This is a genomic window from Boseongicola aestuarii (assembly GCF_900184815.1).
Classification (GTDB): Bacteria; Pseudomonadota; Alphaproteobacteria; order Rhodobacterales; family Rhodobacteraceae; genus Boseongicola; species Boseongicola aestuarii.
The window spans coordinates 291973-309599 of the sequence record NZ_FXXQ01000002.1 but is presented as its reverse complement, the minus strand read 5'-3'; the positions used below and the strand labels follow the sequence as shown (position 1 = coordinate 309599).

Annotated in this window: 19 protein-coding genes; 11 read left to right on the top strand and 8 right to left on the bottom strand. The window is 58.5% G+C overall.

Annotated elements, in window-relative coordinates; genetic code table 11:
• Positions 1 to 4: 4 nt before the first annotated feature.
• The 6 genes from BOA8489_RS04480 to sucC are packed head-to-tail and all read right to left on the bottom strand — an operon-like array spanning position 5 to position 6967.
• Complete coding sequence (locus tag BOA8489_RS04480) at positions 5 to 2968, bottom strand: 2-oxoglutarate dehydrogenase E1 component (RefSeq protein WP_093972785.1); 2964 nt, start codon at positions 2966 to 2968, stop codon at positions 5 to 7.
• Positions 2969 to 2992: 24 nt separating this feature from the next.
• Positions 2993 to 3607, bottom strand: coding sequence for a hypothetical protein (locus tag BOA8489_RS04475; protein ID WP_093972784.1), 615 nt, complete (start codon positions 3605 to 3607; stop codon positions 2993 to 2995).
• Entirely contained in the window at positions 3607 to 4488 is an 882-nt protein-coding gene (gene sucD, locus BOA8489_RS04470; RefSeq protein WP_093972783.1) for a succinate--CoA ligase subunit alpha, read from the bottom strand. Before sucD ends, BOA8489_RS04475 begins: the two co-directional genes overlap by 1 nt.
• Positions 4489 to 4498: 10 nt before the next feature.
• Positions 4499 to 5032: a hypothetical protein gene (locus BOA8489_RS04465; RefSeq protein WP_093972782.1), complete on the bottom strand. Its 534-nt coding sequence runs from the start codon at positions 5030 to 5032 to the stop codon at positions 4499 to 4501.
• Positions 5025 to 5726: a class I SAM-dependent methyltransferase gene (locus tag BOA8489_RS04460; protein ID WP_093972781.1), complete on the bottom strand. Its 702-nt coding sequence runs from the start codon at positions 5724 to 5726 to the stop codon at positions 5025 to 5027. The genes BOA8489_RS04465 and BOA8489_RS04460 overlap by 8 nt, the downstream gene beginning before the upstream one ends.
• A gap of 47 nt (positions 5727 to 5773) precedes the next feature.
• Entirely contained in the window at positions 5774 to 6967 is a 1194-nt protein-coding gene (gene sucC, locus BOA8489_RS04455; protein WP_093972780.1) for an ADP-forming succinate--CoA ligase subunit beta, read from the bottom strand.
• Between the two features lie 347 nt (positions 6968 to 7314).
• On the opposite strand from sucC, the gene BOA8489_RS04450 reads away from it, so the two are divergent.
• A complete protein-coding gene (locus tag BOA8489_RS04450) occupies positions 7315 to 8976 on the top strand; it encodes an FkbM family methyltransferase (RefSeq protein ID WP_093972779.1) in 1662 nt (553 codons plus the stop codon).
• A gap of 39 nt (positions 8977 to 9015) precedes the next feature.
• On the opposite strand, the gene mdh is transcribed toward BOA8489_RS04450, so the two are convergent.
• On the bottom strand, positions 9016 to 9975 hold the full coding sequence (gene mdh, locus BOA8489_RS04445) for a malate dehydrogenase (RefSeq protein ID WP_093972778.1): 960 nt from the start codon (positions 9973 to 9975) through the stop codon (positions 9016 to 9018).
• 141 nt (positions 9976 to 10116) lie between these two features.
• On the opposite strand from mdh, the gene BOA8489_RS04440 reads away from it, so the two are divergent.
• Positions 10117 to 10887, top strand: a complete 771-nt coding sequence (locus BOA8489_RS04440) for a sulfite exporter TauE/SafE family protein (RefSeq protein ID WP_245813659.1) — start codon at positions 10117 to 10119, stop codon at positions 10885 to 10887.
• Here BOA8489_RS04440 and BOA8489_RS04435 read toward each other — a convergent pair.
• On the bottom strand, positions 10884 to 11189 hold the full coding sequence (locus BOA8489_RS04435; RefSeq protein ID WP_093972777.1) for a hypothetical protein: 306 nt from the start codon (positions 11187 to 11189) through the stop codon (positions 10884 to 10886). The two genes, BOA8489_RS04440 and BOA8489_RS04435, sit on opposite strands and share 4 nt — an antisense overlap.
• 212 nt (positions 11190 to 11401) lie before the next feature.
• Between BOA8489_RS04435 and BOA8489_RS04430 the strand changes: the two genes are divergently transcribed.
• From BOA8489_RS04430 to BOA8489_RS04390, 9 genes are all read left to right on the top strand, one after another.
• Positions 11402 to 12253 carry an HpcH/HpaI aldolase/citrate lyase family protein gene (locus BOA8489_RS04430; RefSeq protein ID WP_093972776.1) on the top strand — a complete coding sequence of 284 codons (852 nt, stop codon included), beginning with the start codon at positions 11402 to 11404 and terminating at the stop codon, positions 12251 to 12253.
• A 3-nt stretch (positions 12254 to 12256) separates the two neighbouring features.
• Positions 12257 to 12817 carry an NnrU family protein gene (locus BOA8489_RS04425; RefSeq protein WP_093972775.1) on the top strand — a complete coding sequence of 187 codons (561 nt, stop codon included), beginning with the start codon at positions 12257 to 12259 and terminating at the stop codon, positions 12815 to 12817.
• Between the two features lie 4 nt (positions 12818 to 12821).
• Complete coding sequence (locus BOA8489_RS04420; protein ID WP_093972774.1) at positions 12822 to 13853, top strand: MaoC family dehydratase; 1032 nt, start codon at positions 12822 to 12824, stop codon at positions 13851 to 13853.
• Positions 13850 to 14278, top strand: a complete 429-nt coding sequence (locus BOA8489_RS04415; protein ID WP_141138235.1) for a hypothetical protein — start codon at positions 13850 to 13852, stop codon at positions 14276 to 14278. Before BOA8489_RS04420 ends, BOA8489_RS04415 begins: the two co-directional genes overlap by 4 nt.
• Positions 14279 to 14449: 171 nt before the next feature.
• On the top strand, positions 14450 to 14833 hold the full coding sequence (sdhC, locus tag BOA8489_RS04410) for a succinate dehydrogenase, cytochrome b556 subunit (RefSeq protein ID WP_093972772.1): 384 nt from the start codon (positions 14450 to 14452) through the stop codon (positions 14831 to 14833).
• A gap of 12 nt (positions 14834 to 14845) precedes the next feature.
• A complete protein-coding gene (sdhD, locus tag BOA8489_RS04405; protein WP_093972771.1) occupies positions 14846 to 15217 on the top strand; it encodes a succinate dehydrogenase, hydrophobic membrane anchor protein in 372 nt (123 codons plus the stop codon).
• A gap of 9 nt (positions 15218 to 15226) precedes the next feature.
• The gene (gene sdhA, locus BOA8489_RS04400; protein WP_093972770.1) at positions 15227 to 17029 is read left to right on the top strand and encodes a succinate dehydrogenase flavoprotein subunit; all 1803 of its coding nucleotides are present in this window, start codon (positions 15227 to 15229) and stop codon (positions 17027 to 17029) included.
• Positions 17026 to 17310, top strand: coding sequence for a hypothetical protein (locus tag BOA8489_RS04395; RefSeq protein WP_093972769.1), 285 nt, complete (start codon positions 17026 to 17028; stop codon positions 17308 to 17310). The genes sdhA and BOA8489_RS04395 overlap by 4 nt, the downstream gene beginning before the upstream one ends.
• Positions 17310 to 17627, top strand: coding sequence for a hypothetical protein (locus BOA8489_RS04390; protein ID WP_176440207.1), 318 nt, complete (start codon positions 17310 to 17312; stop codon positions 17625 to 17627). Before BOA8489_RS04395 ends, BOA8489_RS04390 begins: the two co-directional genes overlap by 1 nt.

The following is a 17627-nucleotide window of genomic DNA, read 5'->3' as shown; positions in this document are numbered from 1 at the left end:
CGGACTACCCTTCCAATGTCAGCGCATCGTTCACGAGCGCCTGTTGTTGTGACTTATGCGCCGAAGCAAGACCCGTGGCAGGCGATGCCGCCGCCGCGCGTCCCACGTACTTCGGACGTTTGTTCTTTGCCTTGATCCGCGTGAGAACCCACTCGATGTTGGGCTCCATGAACGTCCAGGCGCCTTGATTCTTCGGCTCTTCCTGGCACCAGATGTAGTCGGCGTTTGGAAAGCGCTTCAGTTCGTTGACGAAGGATTGCGCCGGGAACGGATAGAATTGCTCGACGCGCATCAGATAAACATCATCGATGCCGCGCGCATCGCGCTCCTCAAGCAGATCGAAGTAGACCTTGCCCGAACACATCACGACGCGCTTGATCTTGTCATCTGCCGCCAATTCAGTGTCGGAATTGCCGTGCTGGGCGTCATCCCACAAGACCCGGTGAAAGCTGGATCCTGTGATGAATTCCGATGTCTTCGAGACGGCCATCTTGTGCCGCAAAAGCGACTTCGGCGTCATGATCACCAAAGGCTTGCGATAACTGCGGTGCAACTGGCGGCGCAACAGATGGAAATAGTTCGCCGGGGTCGTGCAGTTAGCCACGATCCAGTTGTCCTCGGCACACATCTGCAGGAACCGCTCAAGCCGTGCAGACGAGTGCTCGGGGCCTTGCCCTTCAAACCCGTGTGGCAACAGCATCACCAGACCCGACATCCGGAGCCACTTGCGCTCGCCCGACGAGATAAACTGATCGAACATGATCTGTGCGCCGTTGGCAAAGTCTCCAAACTGGGCTTCCCAAAGAACCAGTGCGTTCGGCTCGGCCAGCGAATAGCCATACTCGAAGCCAAGCACTGCGTATTCGGACAGCATCGAGTCGATCACTTCGTAATGGGCCTGACCTTCGCGGATGTGGTTCAGCGGATAATACCGCTCCTCAGTTTCCTGGTTGATGATCCCGGAGTGACGCTGCGAGAATGTGCCGCGTGTGGAATCCTGCCCCGCCAACCGCACCGGATACCCCTCGGTCAAGAGCGAGCCGAAAGCCAAAGCCTCGGCCGTCGCCCAGTCGAAACCTTCACCGGTTTCGAACATCTTGGCCTTGTTCTCGAACAAGCGCTCCACCGTCCGATGAATGGGCAAACCCTTGGGGGCCGTTGTCAAAGCCTTGCCGATCTCGTCAAACGTCGCCTGCTTGATCGCCGTCTTGCCGCGCTGATACTTCTCGCCGATCTTGTCCAGATGCGACCAGCGTCCGTCCAGCCAGTCCGCCTTGTTCGGCTTATAGGCTTTCCCGGCTTCGAATTCCTCGTTCAGATAGGCCTGAAATCCGGCCTTCATATCCTCAATCTCGCCTTCGGGGATCAACCCGTCACGCACAAGACGCTCGGTATACAGGCTGAGTGTCGTCTTCTGCTTCTTGATCTTCTGATACATGATCGGGTTGGTGAACATGGGCTCGTCGCCCTCGTTGTGACCAAACCGGCGGTAGCAGAAAATATCCAGAACCACGTCCTTGCCGAACTTCTGACGGAACTCGGTCGCGACCTTGGCCGCATGCACCACGGCTTCGGGGTCATCACCGTTTACGTGGAAGATCGGCGCTTCTACCATCAAGGCGATATCCGTCGGATAGGGCGACGACCGAGAATTATGCGGAGCCGTCGTAAAGCCGATCTGGTTGTTCACGACGATGTGGATCGTGCCACCCGTCTTGTGACCCTTCAGACCCGACAGACCGAAACACTCGGCCACAACGCCCTGTCCTGCAAACGCCGCATCACCATGCAGCAACAGCGGCAGAACACTGGTGCGCGTTTCGTCGTTGTGCTGATCCTGCTTGGCCCGCGCCTTGCCGATCACCACCGGGTTTACGGCTTCAAGGTGTGACGGGTTGGCCGTCAGCGACAAATGCACCGAATTGCCGTCGAACTCGCGATCCGACGACGCCCCGAGGTGATATTTCACATCACCCGACCCATCGACATCCTCAGGCTTGAACGAGCCGCCCTGAAATTCGTTGAAGATTGCCTTGTAGGGCTTGGCCATCACATTGGCCAAAACACTCAGACGGCCCCGGTGCGGCATCCCGATGATGATGTCCTTAACACCCAGCGCACCACCACGCTTGATGATTTGCTCCATCGCCGGGATCAGGCTTTCACCGCCATCCAGACCAAATCGCTTGGTTCCCATGTATTTCACATGCAGGAACTTCTCAAAGCCCTCGGCTTCGACCAGTTTGTTCAGGATCGCCTTGCGCCCTTCGCGGGTAAAGGCAATTTCCTTGCCGTATCCCTCGATACGTTCTTTCAGCCAGGCCGCTTCCTCGGGGTTCGAAATGTGCATGTATTGCAACGCAAATGTGCCGCAATAGGTGCGATTCACGATCGCAATGATCTCGCGCATCGAAGCCATCTGAAGCCCCAGCACGTTATCAATGAAGATCGGGCGATCCATGTCAGATTCCGAAAACCCGTAGGACTTCGGATCAAGCTCGGGATGCGGCGTCTGATCGCGCATCCCCAATGGATCAAGATCGGCCACCAGATGTCCCCGAATCCGATAGGCGCGGATGATCATCAATGCCCGGATCGAATCCAGAACTGCACGCTTGATCTGGTCTTCACTGACCGGAACGCCCTTTTCAGTCGCCTTGGCCGCAATCTTCGCTCCGGCTGCAGCAGCAGCTTGCGGCCCAAGATCTCCCCACTGCCCATCCAGCGCCGCCGTCAACTCGTCGCTCGGCTGCGGAGGCCAATCGCTGCGCGCCCATGAGGGCCCCGCCGCCTCGGCCTGCGCATCGACGCCTGCGTCGCCAAGCTCCTTGAAGAACGCACCCCAAGCCTCATCGACCGCATCCGGGTCCTCGGCATAGCGCGCATAGAGCTGCTCGATGTATTCGGCGTTGTGGCCTTGCAAAAAGGACGAGGCCTTGAAGATGTCGTTGGGAGATTGTTCAGTCATGGGGTCACCTTTTCCGGCGATGGATCATTGGTTTCGCGACGTGTGATAAGTTTGAACCACCGCGCCCGGTGGTGTGTGCGGCGCAAGCTTTTCGGCATTTAAAAGTGTGACGTTTACCCGGCCATCCTTGCTAATCTCGGTTGGGCCCTGATCAAAGGCGGGACGGCTTGCCAGATCGAGATCCAAGCTCATGTCCCGCACGGTGTCAGCCGACAAAGCGGCATGGCATTCGATCTCTGTTATCGAAATCGCGGGCTGACGCCACATGACATACAGTACATCTTCACCCCGCATCAGAAACCGCCCTTTGCTCTGAGGGATATCTTTCTTGCGTACCAGTGCCGCAGCCGTTTTGGCCTTCAGAGCAAGTATGGTCTCAAGCGTCTCACCACCCGTATCGGTTGTGAAGTAATCCGTGACGCCGATCCATATCAGGCCAGTGATCACCGCATCCGCATCCGCATCCACATCCTGCTTCCAGCCATCGCGGGAAAGAGTGTCCGCAATTGTCTCGATATCAGCTTCATAGCGCAAACAAGTCTGCGCAAAATCCAGAGGTTGCCCAGCACCCAAAGCGGCGGTGGACGTCATCGCCACCGCCACGAAGGTCATTGCAACCGCTGGATGCCGATGTCGCATTACCCAATCGCTTCCAGTACAGCCTCGCCCAGACCCGCAGGGCTTTCGGCCACTACGATCCCGGCCAGCTTCATCGCTTCGATCTTATCGTCCGCGCCACCCTTGCCACCGGCGACAATCGCGCCCGCGTGACCCATCCGACGTCCCGGAGGCGCCGTGCGACCCGCAATGAAACCAGCCGTCGGCTTCCAGCGACCGCGCTTCTTTTCATCGGCCAGAAACTGTGCGGCTTCCTCTTCCGCCGAACCGCCGATCTCACCGATCATGATGATGCTCTCGGTCTCGTCGTCGGCCAGGAACCACTCAAGCACATCAATATGCTCCGTGCCCTTTATCGGGTCACCACCGATGCCCACGCAGGTCGACTGACCCAAGCCCACATCCGTGGTCTGCTTCACCGCTTCATACGTCAAAGTGCCCGACCGCGACACAACACCAACCGAGCCGCGCTTGTGAATGTGACCCGGCATAATGCCGATCTTGCAGGCATCCGGTGTAATCACACCCGGACAGTTCGGCCCGATCAGGATCGAGGACGAATTCTCCAGAGCGCGCTTCACCCGCATCATATCCAACACCGGAATGCCTTCCGTGATCGCCACAATCAGGGGAATTTCCGCGTCCAATGCCTCCAAAATCGAGTCAGCCGCAAACGGCGGCGGCACGTAGATCACGCTGGCATTCGCGCCGGTCTTGGCAACCGCTTCGTGGCACGAGTTGAACACCGGCAGATCAAGGTGGCTTTGACCACCCTTGCCAGGGGTCACACCGCCGACCATCTTGGTGCCGTAGGCAATTGCCTGCTCGGAGTGGAATGTCCCCTGCGAGCCCGTGAAGCCTTGACAGATTACCTTGGTATTTTCGTCGACGAGGACAGCCATGTGCAGTTCCCTATTGTTGCGGCCGGAGCCGTTCTACAGTCATAAAGGTTTCGATACCGTCGGGCCCGGGGCGCGTGCCCACGTGCACAACGGCGATTCGTTGCGGATTGAGTTGGCGCGCGGCCAGTAAAACAGTGCCGACCGTTGCAGTGTCGGCGTGTGTCGGGGGCAGGGCGGCTTCGGTCAGAATACCTTCCTGCGCCAGGGCCGTCGCAGCCCTCTCAGCCGCCCGAGCGCCGTAATCTCCGTCAAAAGCGACCTCGCAGCGGCGATCCGTCCCCGGCGTGACACTGCCACTTGCTGGCGAAGGCTCCACATCTGAAAACGGATCTAGGTCGTAGAAATCATACCGGAGATTGGCCAGATTGAAGGCACGGCGCGCCTTGGCCGCCGTCAGAAACGGCGAAAAGCAATTGTCCGCAAACACCGCCATGCCACCCGTGGCATCCGTTCCGGGCGAGCGCGCGTCGACGGTCCCGGCGGTGAGAAAAGTCACCGCCAAAACAGTCCCGGCCGCGGCCAAAGGGATATGTAGCCTATGCATCAACGCGAGTCTCCGTTTCCGCAACTTGCGAAGTCGCATCGTGACGGTTCAACACGTCACATACCTGTGCACGGCTCCAAAGCCCCAATGAGCGATGACCACCACGCGGCGAAGTCATCACCATCGCGCCCGCGTCATCGAACTCTGCCGTTTCCACGATCGTCTCAATCGGTTCCGGGAAATTGAAAGGTGGCTTGGTCGGATTGAACTTCCGGAACGCTCCGTTCTCGGAAACGTTCCGGTTCGTCTCAACTGAATTCGAGGTCATCAAAAGATACTTCGACCCCGATGCCTCAAAGTTTCGGAAAAACTCCCAACGTAACCAGAACTTCAGATGGAACAGACAATCGCGGCACATGAACAGATCCGCGCTGGGCAACTCATCGGACGTGATATCTGCGACAGCAAATGACACCCCGTCACGCACATGTGCAGCCGTGTTGGCCGCAATCAGCGAGGACGAGATATCAAGCCCGGTGTAGTCGATGCCGTCCAAGTCGACGTGCTGCATCCACGCCCAGTCACCACAAGGCGCATCAACGAAAGACCTGATCTGATACCTCTCGAACAAAACCGGCAAAGCGCGTCGCAGGTTTTCTGTGTACGACAGGCTGGACCCGAACCCCGACTTGGGGTGCGAGCCGCCTTCGGACCAGTCCTTGCCCTCGAATACGCGCTTCAGGTTTCGTCGCATAGCACCTTCAATCCTCAAGCCGGTTCACGCCTCTCGGCACAACCGACTTACCCCTTAACCGCTTTCACGATCTTCTGAGCGCCATCTTTCAGGTTGTCCGCTGCAATCACGTCCAGACCTGAATTGTTGATGATCTCCTTGCCCTTCTCGACGTTCGTCCCTTCAAGACGCACGACCAGGGGCACCTTCAGGCCAACCTCTTTCACCGCTGACACAACGCCCTCGGCGATCACGTCACAGCGCATGATCCCGCCAAAGATGTTTACCAGTATACCTTTCACCTGCGGATCGGACGTGATGATCTTGAATGCTTCGGTCACCTTCTCTTTCGTGGCGCCACCGCCAACATCCAGAAAGTTCGCAGGCTCGGCCCCGTAAAGCTTGATGATGTCCATCGTCGCCATGGCCAGACCGGCTCCGTTGACCATGCAGCCGATCTCCCCATCCAGGGCGATGTAGTTCAGATCGAATTTCGATGCCGCCAGTTCCTTCGGGTCTTCTTCGGTCTCGTCGCGCAAAGCGGCGATATCGGGATGACGGTAAATCGCGTTGCCGTCAAAACCCATCTTCGCATCAAGACACTTCAGATCGCCCTTATCCGTGACGATCAGGGGGTTGATCTCCAGCATCTCCATGTCTTTTTCGGTGAACACTTTGTACAGTGTCCCCATCAAGGCCACGCATTGTTTGACCTGCGACCCCGTCAGACCCAACTCGAATGCAATCCGGCGACCATGGAACGCCTGATACCCGGTTGCTGGATCAACGCTGAACGACAGGATTTTCTCGGGCGTGGATTCTGCCACTTCCTCGATGTCCATCCCGCCTTCGGTCGAGGCCACAAAGCTCACGCGGCTGGTTTGGCGATCCACCAAAAGCGCCAGGTACATCTCGGTCTCGATGCCCGAACCGTCTTCGATATAAATCCGGTTCACCTGCTTGCCCGCAGGCCCCGTCTGCTTGGTCACCAACGTGCGCCCCAACATCCGCTTTGCTTCGGCGGCAGCTTCCTCGACCGAGCGTGCAAGCCGCACCCCGCCAGCTTCGCCTGCGCCCGCTTCCTTGAAGCTGCCCTTGCCGCGTCCGCCTGCGTGAATCTGCGCCTTGACGACCCACAGTGGACCATCCAATTCGCCCGCTGCCGTTTTCGCTTCTTCGGACCGCATGACAGCGCGCCCGTCCGAAACCGGAGCCCCATAACTGCGCAAAAGTGCTTTCGCCTGATATTCGTGGATGTTCACCGGAGGCCTCCTTGGTTCCCTTTTTTCCTGCATGGCACAGAAAAAACACCTAAAGATACTGAAAACCGGCAATTCGAGAGATTTTCACGGACATTCCTGATGTTTGTGATCACACGCTAAAAACGTGTGATCACAAACATCAGAGAATCGCCTGAGGCGGGCGAGACAAATGGTTCACATGCGCCGGTAGAGCCATCTCAAACGCAATGCTTTCCCGCCTGCCAGCCACGCAATACGAAAGATCGTGCAAGCAGTAGCGCATCGCGTGCCTCTATAACCGAGCAGATTCCGGTAGTTCTGGTTTCCTGTGCGCCGTAAGGTCCGCTCACGGAACAAGGGTCAAGCAAATGAACGCCACTTGGAGCATTGTCGCTACGGTACACGAGAACGCGGACGTAGTTCGCAATTTCGTCGCGCACCACCTTATTCTCGGGGCCGACGAAATCATCCTGTATTTTGACGATCCTGAAGACCCAGTCATGGAAGACGTCGCGTCACTGGAGCGTGTCACGACAGTTTCATGCGACTCATTTCATTGGAAAAACGCTCGTCCCTCCACACATCAGGCGCGTCAGAAACATAACGCGAACCACGCCTACCGCGTTGCGAAGACTGACTGGATCACTCATATCGACGCCGACGAATTGATCACTGCAACAGGATCCATCGCTAGGATTCTGGCCAGATCAAATCCCGAAACCCACGTTCTGCGCCTTCTGCCAGTCGAAGCCTTTGCTCACCCACGGGATTCTGTGACCACGGTCTTTCGTCGAGCATTGTCAAATGATCGGCGCGGTCGGCGGGTCGGGCTCGAAGCCTACGGTGAGGAATACCCGCTTCTCAATCGGGGCCTACTCAGCCATGTTGCAGGCAAGTTCTTTGTACGCACGAATATTGAAGGAATGGTGCTATCCATACATGCTCCTTGGATCAGCAGCGCTCGCGCCGAGGGCCAAATTCAAGAGGATATGCTTCTGCTGCACCTGCACGGCAATTCCGAAGACGAGTGGCTGTCCAAAGTGCACCACCGCATGAAAAGCGGCGCTTATCAAGCTGCGTTCCACGACGCCCGCAAGCGCCCAGAAAAAGTTGACGGGCGCGCGCTTAATGCTCACCTGCAGCATTTGTTTGACGTCGGAGGCGAGGATGGCTTGCGGGCGTTCTTCCGCCGTGTCTCGACCTTCAATCGCTCGAAACGAAAGCTGCGCCGGCACGGTCTATTGGTAAAGAAACGACTTTGGAGCGCAGAGAAAGTCGCGGCCGTATTCGGACAGACGTCGCATGTCTCTAACTTAAAACCACGCGACGATACCGGCGAACTGGAAGGCGATATTGTGCTGGGCAATGTCGCTATGCGGCTAGGTCTCGAAGAAAACTACTCCGAAATCCGACTTGGCCAAGGCGCGCCCGATGAGGAAGCAGAAATGGCCACCATTTGTGACCTGGTGCGCGACCGCTCAGTGGATTTCTACGATATTGGTGCAAATGTAGGCCTTTACAGTCTTATCGTGGCCGATGCGGCCAGTCCTGACAGCACGATCATTGCATTTGAACCAAATCCCCGTATGGCTGATAAATTTGAACGCAACTGCGCCCTGAACCCGCATCTGAAGGTTACCTTGCACCGATGCGCACTCGGAGAAAAGGAAGGCGAGGCCCAATTATCCGCCCCTGGAAACCCAGGACAGGCGACGATTCTGCCTGCCGCGCAAGGCACGGGTTCCTTCACCGTGCCGTTACGCCCTCTGAAAAGCTTTGTGACCCCCGCGATCAAGCCGCGCGTCAGCGTTTTCAAAGTCGATATCGAAGGCGCGGAGCCTTTGTGCCTCGCGCCGTTTTTTGAGGAAGCTGACAGGGCACTTTGGCCGGACTACATCCTGTATGAACACGCCCACACTGACGTCTGGCCCATACCTCCCGAGGAGGTATTCCCCCCGGAAGTATACGAAATCAGGCAGATCTTCGAAACAAACACGCTCTTGCAACAAAAAAGCCCCTCAGCCCCTTAGGGCCGCGGGGCTTTCCCGAAAATCTAACATGAACGCCAATCAAAGTCCGTCGTCGATCGCCTTGCAAGCGTCAACAAGACCCTTCACAGCATCGACCGACTTGTCGAACATCGCCTGTTCTTCGCTCGACAATTCGATGTCCACAATCCGCTCGACGCCCCCGGCACCGATCACTGTCGGCACGCCGACATACATGCCCTTCAGGCCCAACGCGCCATCCACATAAGCCGCACATGGCAGCAGACGCTTTTGATCCTTCAGATAGGCCTCGGCCATCTCGATCGCGCTTGTCGCCGGCGCATAATAGGCCGACCCGTTGCCCAAAAGACCAACGATCTCGGCGCCGCCGTCACGGGTGCGCTGCACAATCGCATCCAGTTTTTCCTGCGTTGTCCAACCCATCTTGACCAGGTCGGGCAGGGGAATACCGCCAACTGTCGAATAGCGCACCGACGGCACCATTGTGTCGCCATGTCCGCCAAGAACGAACGCGGTCACGTCCTTCATCGACACATCGAACTCAAGGCTCAGGAAATGCCGGAAGCGCGCGCTATCGAGGACACCCGCCATGCCGCAAACCTTCTCATGCGGCAGGCCGGAGTATTCACGCAGCGCCCAGACCATCGCATCCAGCGGGTTGGTGATGCAGATCACAAACGCATCCGGCGCATGTGCCTTGATGCCTTCGCCGACCGACTTCATGACCTTGAGGTTGATGCCCAAAAGGTCATCGCGACTCATGCCAGGCTTGCGCGCGACGCCAGCTGTGACGATGCAAACGTCCGCGCCCGCGATATCTGCATAGTCTGTCGTGCCGGTCAAAGTGGCGTCAAAGCCCTCCGACGGACCGGCTTCCGAAATATCGAGCGCCTTGCCCTGCGGCGTGCCGTCCGCGATATCGAACAAGACGACATCGCCGAGTTCATTCATGGCAGCAAGGTGGGCAAGCGTGCCACCGATCTGGCCTGCGCCGATAAGCGCGATCTTTGGTCTGGACATGGGGATTGGTCTCCGATCCGAGTGGAAATGTAGCGGTTCGGAGCCGAGGGGTAGCCAGAGTCTCGCCAAGGTGCAAGAGCCAAGCGGCGGGTTGTGATCCTTCCCTTGTCGGTTGTCCGACGCTATCAGCCGGTCAAGTCCATGCCACAAGAGTCAGCGATGATCCTCGACACCACATTCTTCATGATTGCGATCCCGGCAGTGATTTTTGCTGGAATATCAAAGGGAGGTTTTGGTTCAGGCGCCGCATTTGTCGCCGCACCTTTGCTTGCGCTTATCGTCGATCCGGCCCTCGCCGTGGGATTAATGCTGCCCCTTTTGATGCTCATTGATGCTGCGACACTAAAACCCTACTGGAAGCAATGGAGTTGGTCCGACACCCGATTACTTGTCCTCGGAGCCGCCCCCGGCGTCGCCCTCGGCGCGCTTTTCTGGCGCATAGCGGATGCCGACTTGTTGCGGATTTTTCTCGGGGTGATCTCGCTGGCCTTCGTCGCCTTCCAGCTTGCACGCGCGCGGAACCTCATCCGCATCCCCGACCGCCCCTTTGCGCCAATCGTCGGACTGTTTGCCGGCGCGATCGGCGGCTTTACAAGCTTTGTCAGCCACGCCGGAGGGCCGCCGGTTGCGGTCTACCTTCTGGCGCGCGGCCTGAACAAGACAACCTATCAGGCGACTACCGTGATCACCTTCTGGGCCGTTAATATCTTCAAGGCCATTCCGTACGCGATTTTGGGGATCTTCACATCACAAACCCTGTTGGCGGGCCTCTACCTTGCGCCCGCCGCGCTATTTGGGGCGTGGCTCGGCGTGAAAGCGCACCGAATAATCCCGGAACGCCCGTTCTTTCTGATCACCTATGTGCTGCTGACTCTCACCGGCACAAAACTTATCTTCGACGCGCTGACCTAGCTTTCGGTCCCGCTTGGAATCGGAGCTTCGGCCAACAGTTCGAACGCCTCCCCGGCAGCGACAAGACAGGTCAATCCGTTCGGCAGTGTCACAGTGATCGTCCAGCTTCCCGTCTCAAGCGACGCAAAAACCTCGACGACGCGCCCTTCCTGGCCCATCCGTATGGACTGACGGCTTTCTCCGAAGTTATCCGAAAGATGCGCAATCACCGCCGCGCGCGGTCCGCAGTTCGGCTCGGCGCTTGCAGCGGAAGCGGTCATGAATGTCAAAATAGCGGTCAATGCAGTCAAGAGTTTGGTCATCTCGGGTCCTTTCCTCGGGCCGGTCAATCCGGTTTTTCATGACCACAAAGCCTCATTTCTTAACCGTTAAATATGGTTAACAGCCCGTGCGGTGGCCTCTGCCGCTGCCGGACTTCGCTGCGTTGCGGCGAAAAGGCTTGCGGATTGCTGCGCAAATATGCAGGTTCCGCGCAACTTTATTACTGTATGGCGCGAATCGTGGGGAAGCTATCATGACCGAAAAGACGACCCTTTACCGGTCAGTTCTCTATATCCCTGCTTCGAAAGAGCGCGCACTCGACAAAGCCCGCACGCTTGATTGCGATGCAATCATCTTCGACCTCGAGGACGCCGTTACGCCCGACGAAAAGACAAGCGCCCGTGAAATTCTCGCCCGTGAACTTGCCAAAGGCGGCTACGGTCACCGCCAGCGCATCGTGCGCATCAATGCGCTCGATACCGAATGGGGCAGGGACGACGCAAGCGCTGTGGCTTACATGGATTGCGACGCCGTTCTCCTGCCGAAAGTTGACGGCCCCGCCGACACTCAGGCCCTTGCAGAGTTGACCGGCGACCTTCCCATCTGGTGCATGTTGGAAACCCCTCGAGGCGTCCTGAACGCCCTCGCCATCGCCGATCACGCCCCTGTTTCTGGCTTCATCCTCGGCACCAATGACCTTGCCAAAGACATCGGCTGCGCCACCGGCGGTGATCGTTCCGCGATGATGACGGCGTTGCAAACCTGCCTCATGGCCGCCCGCGCCGCCGGGATCATTTGCGTCGATGGCGTTTATAACGCCTTCAAGGACGACGATGGCCTGAAGACCGAATGCGAACAGGGCAGGGCGCTGGGCATGGATGGCAAAACGCTTATCCACCCCGCGCAACTGGCCATCGCAAACGCCGCCTTCGCCCCGACTCAAGACCAGATCGACCTCGCCAAGCGGCAGATCGAAGCATTTGACGCAGCCCTCGCGCGCGGCGAAGGTGTTGCAGTGGTGGACGGCAAGATCGTCGAAAACCTGCACATCGAAACCGCACGCGCGACACTTACCCGCGCGGATGCAATCGCAAGGCGCGCCTGACCAATGACCCTTCTCATCCTCGGACTGCTTCTGTGGTCTTTCGTTCATTCCTTTAAACGCCTCGCACCCGCAGGCCGCGCGGCCATGCAGAACAAGATGGGCGATGCCTCAAAAGGCCTCATCGCCATTCTTCTGGTGCTTTCGGTCGTCCTGATGGTCATGGGCTATCGCAGTGCGAACGTCGATTTCCTCTGGGGCCGCTCCGCCGCCACAACAGGCATCAATAACCTTCTGATGTTGTTCTCCGTCGCCCTCTTCGGCCTCGGTTCGTCCAAAAGCCGCCTGCGCAAAAAGATGCGCCACCCGATGTTGACCGGCGTCGTCGTCTGGTCCGCTTCGCACCTTCTGGTCAATGGCGACACCGCCTCCATCGTCCTGTTCGGCGGCCTTTCCATCTGGGCGCTGGCCGAGATCGTTCTGATCAACCAAGCCGAACCCGACTACACGCCCTATGACGGCGGGAGCGTCGCCGGAGACATCCGTCTCGGCGTCATCACCCTTGTTGTTTACGGCATCCTTGCAGCGATCCACACCTGGCTCGGCTATTTTCCATTCGGAGGCTAACGCCTTGAAAACTAACCCGGGACGCTTTTTCGAGGACTACCGCGTCGGCGAAACCATCGCCCACGCCGTGCCCCGCACTGTCAGAATGGGCGAACGCGCGCTTTACCATATGCTTTACCCCGCGCGTCATGCGCTGCATTCGTCCGACCAGTTCGCCCAAAGCTGCGGACTGCCGTTCAGCCCGCTTGATGACATGGTCGTATTTCACGTCGTCTTCGGCAAGACCGTGCCCGAAATCTCCCTGAATGCGGTTGCCAACCTCGGCTACGCGGAAGGCCGCTGGCTGTCCCCCGTCTGGCCCGGCGACACCATCCGGTCGCAGTCCGAAGTAATAGGCCTCAAACAAAACTCCAACGGCAAGACCGGCGTTGTCTGGGTCCGCACGACCGGTTTCAACCAGCACGACGAAGCCGTCATGAGCTATGTCCGCTGGGTCATGGTCAAAAAGCGCGACATCGACGCGCCCGCCCCCGAAACCGTCATTCCCGAGCTTGCCGCAAGCGTGCCTTCGGATGCGCTGGTCCTGCCCAAAGGCCTCGATTTTTCAAATTACGACGACACACTCGCTGGCGAATCCCACCGCTGGGGTGACTACGAGATCGGCGAGAAGATCGACCACGTCGACCGCGTCACCATCGAAGAGGCCGAGCACATGCTTGCCACCCGCCTGTGGCAGAATACGGCAAAAGTTCACTTTGACGCCACGAACCGCCCGGATGGCAAACGCCTGATCTACGGCGGTCACGTCATCTCAATGGCCCGAAGCCTAAGCTTCAACGGCCTCGCCAACGCGCAAATGGTCGTTGCTCTGAACGGCGGCAGTCACGCGGGGCCCTGTTTCGCAGGCGACACCATTGCCGCCTGGTCCGAAGTGCTCGACAAAGCCGAAACATCAGCGCCTGGTGTTGGGGCACTGCGGCTTCGTCTGGTTGCGCATCGCGCCGAAACGCAGGCCTTCACGCTCAAAAGCGACTCCGGGAAATACGATTCAGGCGTCTTGCTTGACCTCGATTATTGGGCTCTCATGCCGACATGAAGCACCGTCTCGCGTTAATAGCTCTTGCAGGCCTCATTGCCGCTCCGGCTTTCAGCGGGACTTGCGGCCCCGAACAGGCTGCTGACGTGGCGCTTCTGGAAACCGCAAAAGCAGCACTTCTGAACGCAGATTATCAATCGTTTACGAGCATCGCAGGCCCATACTTCCCGGATCTCGCGGAAAACTATGACGGCTATTTCGGCCCCCTCGAAACCACTTTCCCCGAGGGCTTTGATCGTTGCGTGACGATCCTCCAGCGCCGTGAAGCACCTTCGTTCGCACAGGATCTGATCTTTTATTTTCCCAAGGGCTACGACTCACCAATGGCTGTTCTTTTGATAGCTGCTGATGTGGAAGGCACCATGCGGATGATCGAATTCAGCTACAACACGAACATCTCCGGCGTTCTGGATGAACTGAAGTAATCGCGATTCTCCTGCATGTGATCACACCAGAAAAATCTGTGATCACAAAGGGGCAAAATTTCTCTCGCACCCGGCACAAATTGCCGCGCTGCGGCTACGGCGCACGTGACATCCGTGATTAATCTGATAACCATCGTGTAAAGCGAATAAAGAAAGAAGTGGGAGCCGAAAATGGCCGATGTGAACCGGGGGAAGCGTCCCCTGTCGCCGCACCTGACGATTTATCGTCCGCAAATGACATCCATAACATCAATCTTCACGCGTATCACGGGCAACGCTTTGCTTGTGGCCGCGCTGCTGATCGTCTGGTGGTTTCTGGCAGCGGCGACGTCGTCTGAATACTTCGCTGTCGCAGATGGTCTGATCACCTCATGGTTCGGTGATCTTGTCATGACGCTTTCGGTCTGGGCGCTCTGGTATCACGCGCTGGCCGGCGTGCGGCACCTGATCTGGGACGCAGGCTATGGCCTTGAGATCGAAACAGCCGAAAAGCTCGGCCTCGCGGTGATCGCCGGTTCGCTGGTCCTCACCATCATCACCATTCTGGCCGTCTGAGGGGGATCGAACATGGCTTATCTCACCGATCTGAAGCGCGCCGTAGGAATGGGTTCGGCCCGCGAGGGCACCAAGCGCCACTGGTCCATGACCAAATCCTCCGTGGCTCTCCTGATCCTCACACCGTTTTTCGTCTTCACCTTCGGCCCGATGCTGGGCCAGCCGCACGACGCGGTCATGGCCTATTTCGCACGGCCATTCCCGGCAATCGTTGCCGCCCTGATGGTCGTGACGTCTTTCATGCATTTCAAAACCGGCGTTCAAATGCTGGTTGAGGATTACGTCCACGGCCTCGCCCGCGAGATCACCATCATTCTTCTGACATGCCTCAGCTACGGCGCTGCCGCGACAGGCGTTTTCGCCATCGCCAAGATCGCGCTTTAAGGAATTCCCATGGCTGCTTACGACTACGAAACACACGAGTACGACTGCATCGTCATCGGCGCCGGTGGCGCAGGTCTGCGCGCGACGCTTGGCATGGCCGAACAGGACCTGCGCACCGCCTGTATCACCAAAGTCTTCCCGACGCGTTCGCACACGGTTGCAGCGCAAGGCGGCATCGCTGCAAGCCTTGGCAACATGGGCCCCGACAGCTGGCAGTGGCACATGTATGACACCGTCAAAGGCTCCGACTGGCTCGGTGACACCGATGCGATGGAATACCTCGCTCGTGAAGCCCCGAAAGCCGTCTACGAACTAGATCACTATGGTGTGCCGTTCTCGCGCACTGAGGAAGGCAAAATCTACCAGCGCCCCTTCGGTGGTCACACCACCGAATACGGTGAAGGCCCGCCCGTGCAACGCACCTGTGCCGCCGCCGACCGCACCGGTCACGCCATTCTGCACACGCTTTACGGACAAAGCCTGAAGAACAACGCCGAATTCTACATCGAGTACTTCGCCACTGACCTCATCATGGCCGAAGACGGCACGTGTCAGGGCGTGCTGGCATGGAACCTCGAAGACGGCTCGCTTCATGTCTTCAATGCCAAGATGACCGTTCTGGCCACAGGCGGCTATGGCCGCGCCTATTTCTCGGCCACCTCCGCCCACACCTGCACTGGCGACGGCGGCGGCATGGTTGCGCGGCAAGGTCTGCCTCTTCAGGACATGGAGTTTGTGCAATTCCACCCGACCGGCATCTATGGCGCCGGCTGCCTGATCACCGAAGGTGCGCGCGGCGAGGGCGGCTACCTCACCAACTCCGAAGGTGAACGCTTCATGGAGCGCTATGCCCCGACTTACAAAGACCTCGCCTCCCGCGACGTCGTATCACGCTGCATGACGATGGAAATCCGCGAAGGACGCGGCGTCGGCGCCGAAGGCGACCACATCCACCTGCACCTGAACCACCTCCCACCCGAAACGCTTGCGCTGCGCCTGCCGGGCATCTCGGAAAGCGCGCGCATCTTCGCGGGCGTCGACCTCACCAAAGAACCAATCCCGGTTCTGCCAACAGTGCACTACAACATGGGCGGCATCCCGACGAACTACTGGGGCGAAGTGCTGAACCCGACTGCGGACGATCCCGACCGCATCACGCCGGGTCTCATGGCTGTTGGCGAAGCAGGCTGCGCCAGTGTTCACGGCGCGAACCGCCTTGGCTCGAACAGCCTCATCGACCTGGTGGTCTTTGGTCGCGCCGCTGGCATAAAAGCCGGACAGGTCGTCGATCCAAACACCTCGAACCCGACCCTCAACAAGGCCAGTGTCGACGCAGCCCTCGACCGCTTCGACAAACTGCGCCACGCTGACGGTCAGACACCAACCGCCGAACTGCGCCTTGAGATGCAAAAGAACATGCAGGCCGATGCTGCCGTCTTCCGCACCGACAAGACGCTCGGCGAAGGCGTCGAAAAGATGTACGACGTCGCCGGCAAATTCAGCGACATCAAAGTCACCGACCGCAGCCTCGTGTGGAACTCGGACCTCATGGAAACGCTGGAACTGTCGAACCTGCTGCCAAACGCGCTTGCCACAGTGGTCAGCGCCGAAGCCCGCAAGGAAAGCCGCGGCGCCCACGCCCACGAGGACTACCCTGATCGCAACGACACCGAATGGCGCAAACACTCTCTTGCCACCGTCGGCGAGAAGGTTGAACTCTCCTATCGGCCCGTGCATCTTGATCCGCTCACCACGCAGGACGAAGGGGGCATCGACCTCAAGAAGATCGCGCCAAAGGCACGCGTCTATTGATCCGACAGGCGACCATAACACTTGCCCTCTCCGGCATTTTGGTCGCCTGCGGCCCGATCTCGCCCGAGCGAGCGGCGGAACTATGCGAGGACGAAGCCCGTAAGGCAGCTGGTCCGACTGGCGAAATTGGCATTGGCGTCAACAGCGGGGGCAACGTGTCCAGCCGCGTAGAAATTGGCATCTCGTCCGACTTCCTCTTGGGCAAGGATCCTCAACAGGTTTACAAGGATTGCGTGCTCCGCAAGACCGGGCAGGGGCCAATCCGCCCGCTGGAGCTTTGATGAAACACCTCGCTATTCTCGCCACGATCGCTCTGACAGCCTGCACGGCCGCGCAACAGGATAATCTCGCCCGTGACGCCGCCAAACGACAGGTGCGCCCCATTCTTGCAGAACGCTTTCCCGGCATTCCTCTCGAACCAGCCACCGACTGCGTCATCGACAATGCCAGCGCACAGGAAATCCTGACCCTCGCCGCCGACAGCGTGACGGGGCCAACCGCTTCAACAGCCGAGATCGTTACCCGTATTGTCTCGCGCCCCGAAACCATTCAATGCCTTGCGACCGAAGGACTTCCTGTCCTTCTCGGTCGCCTGTAA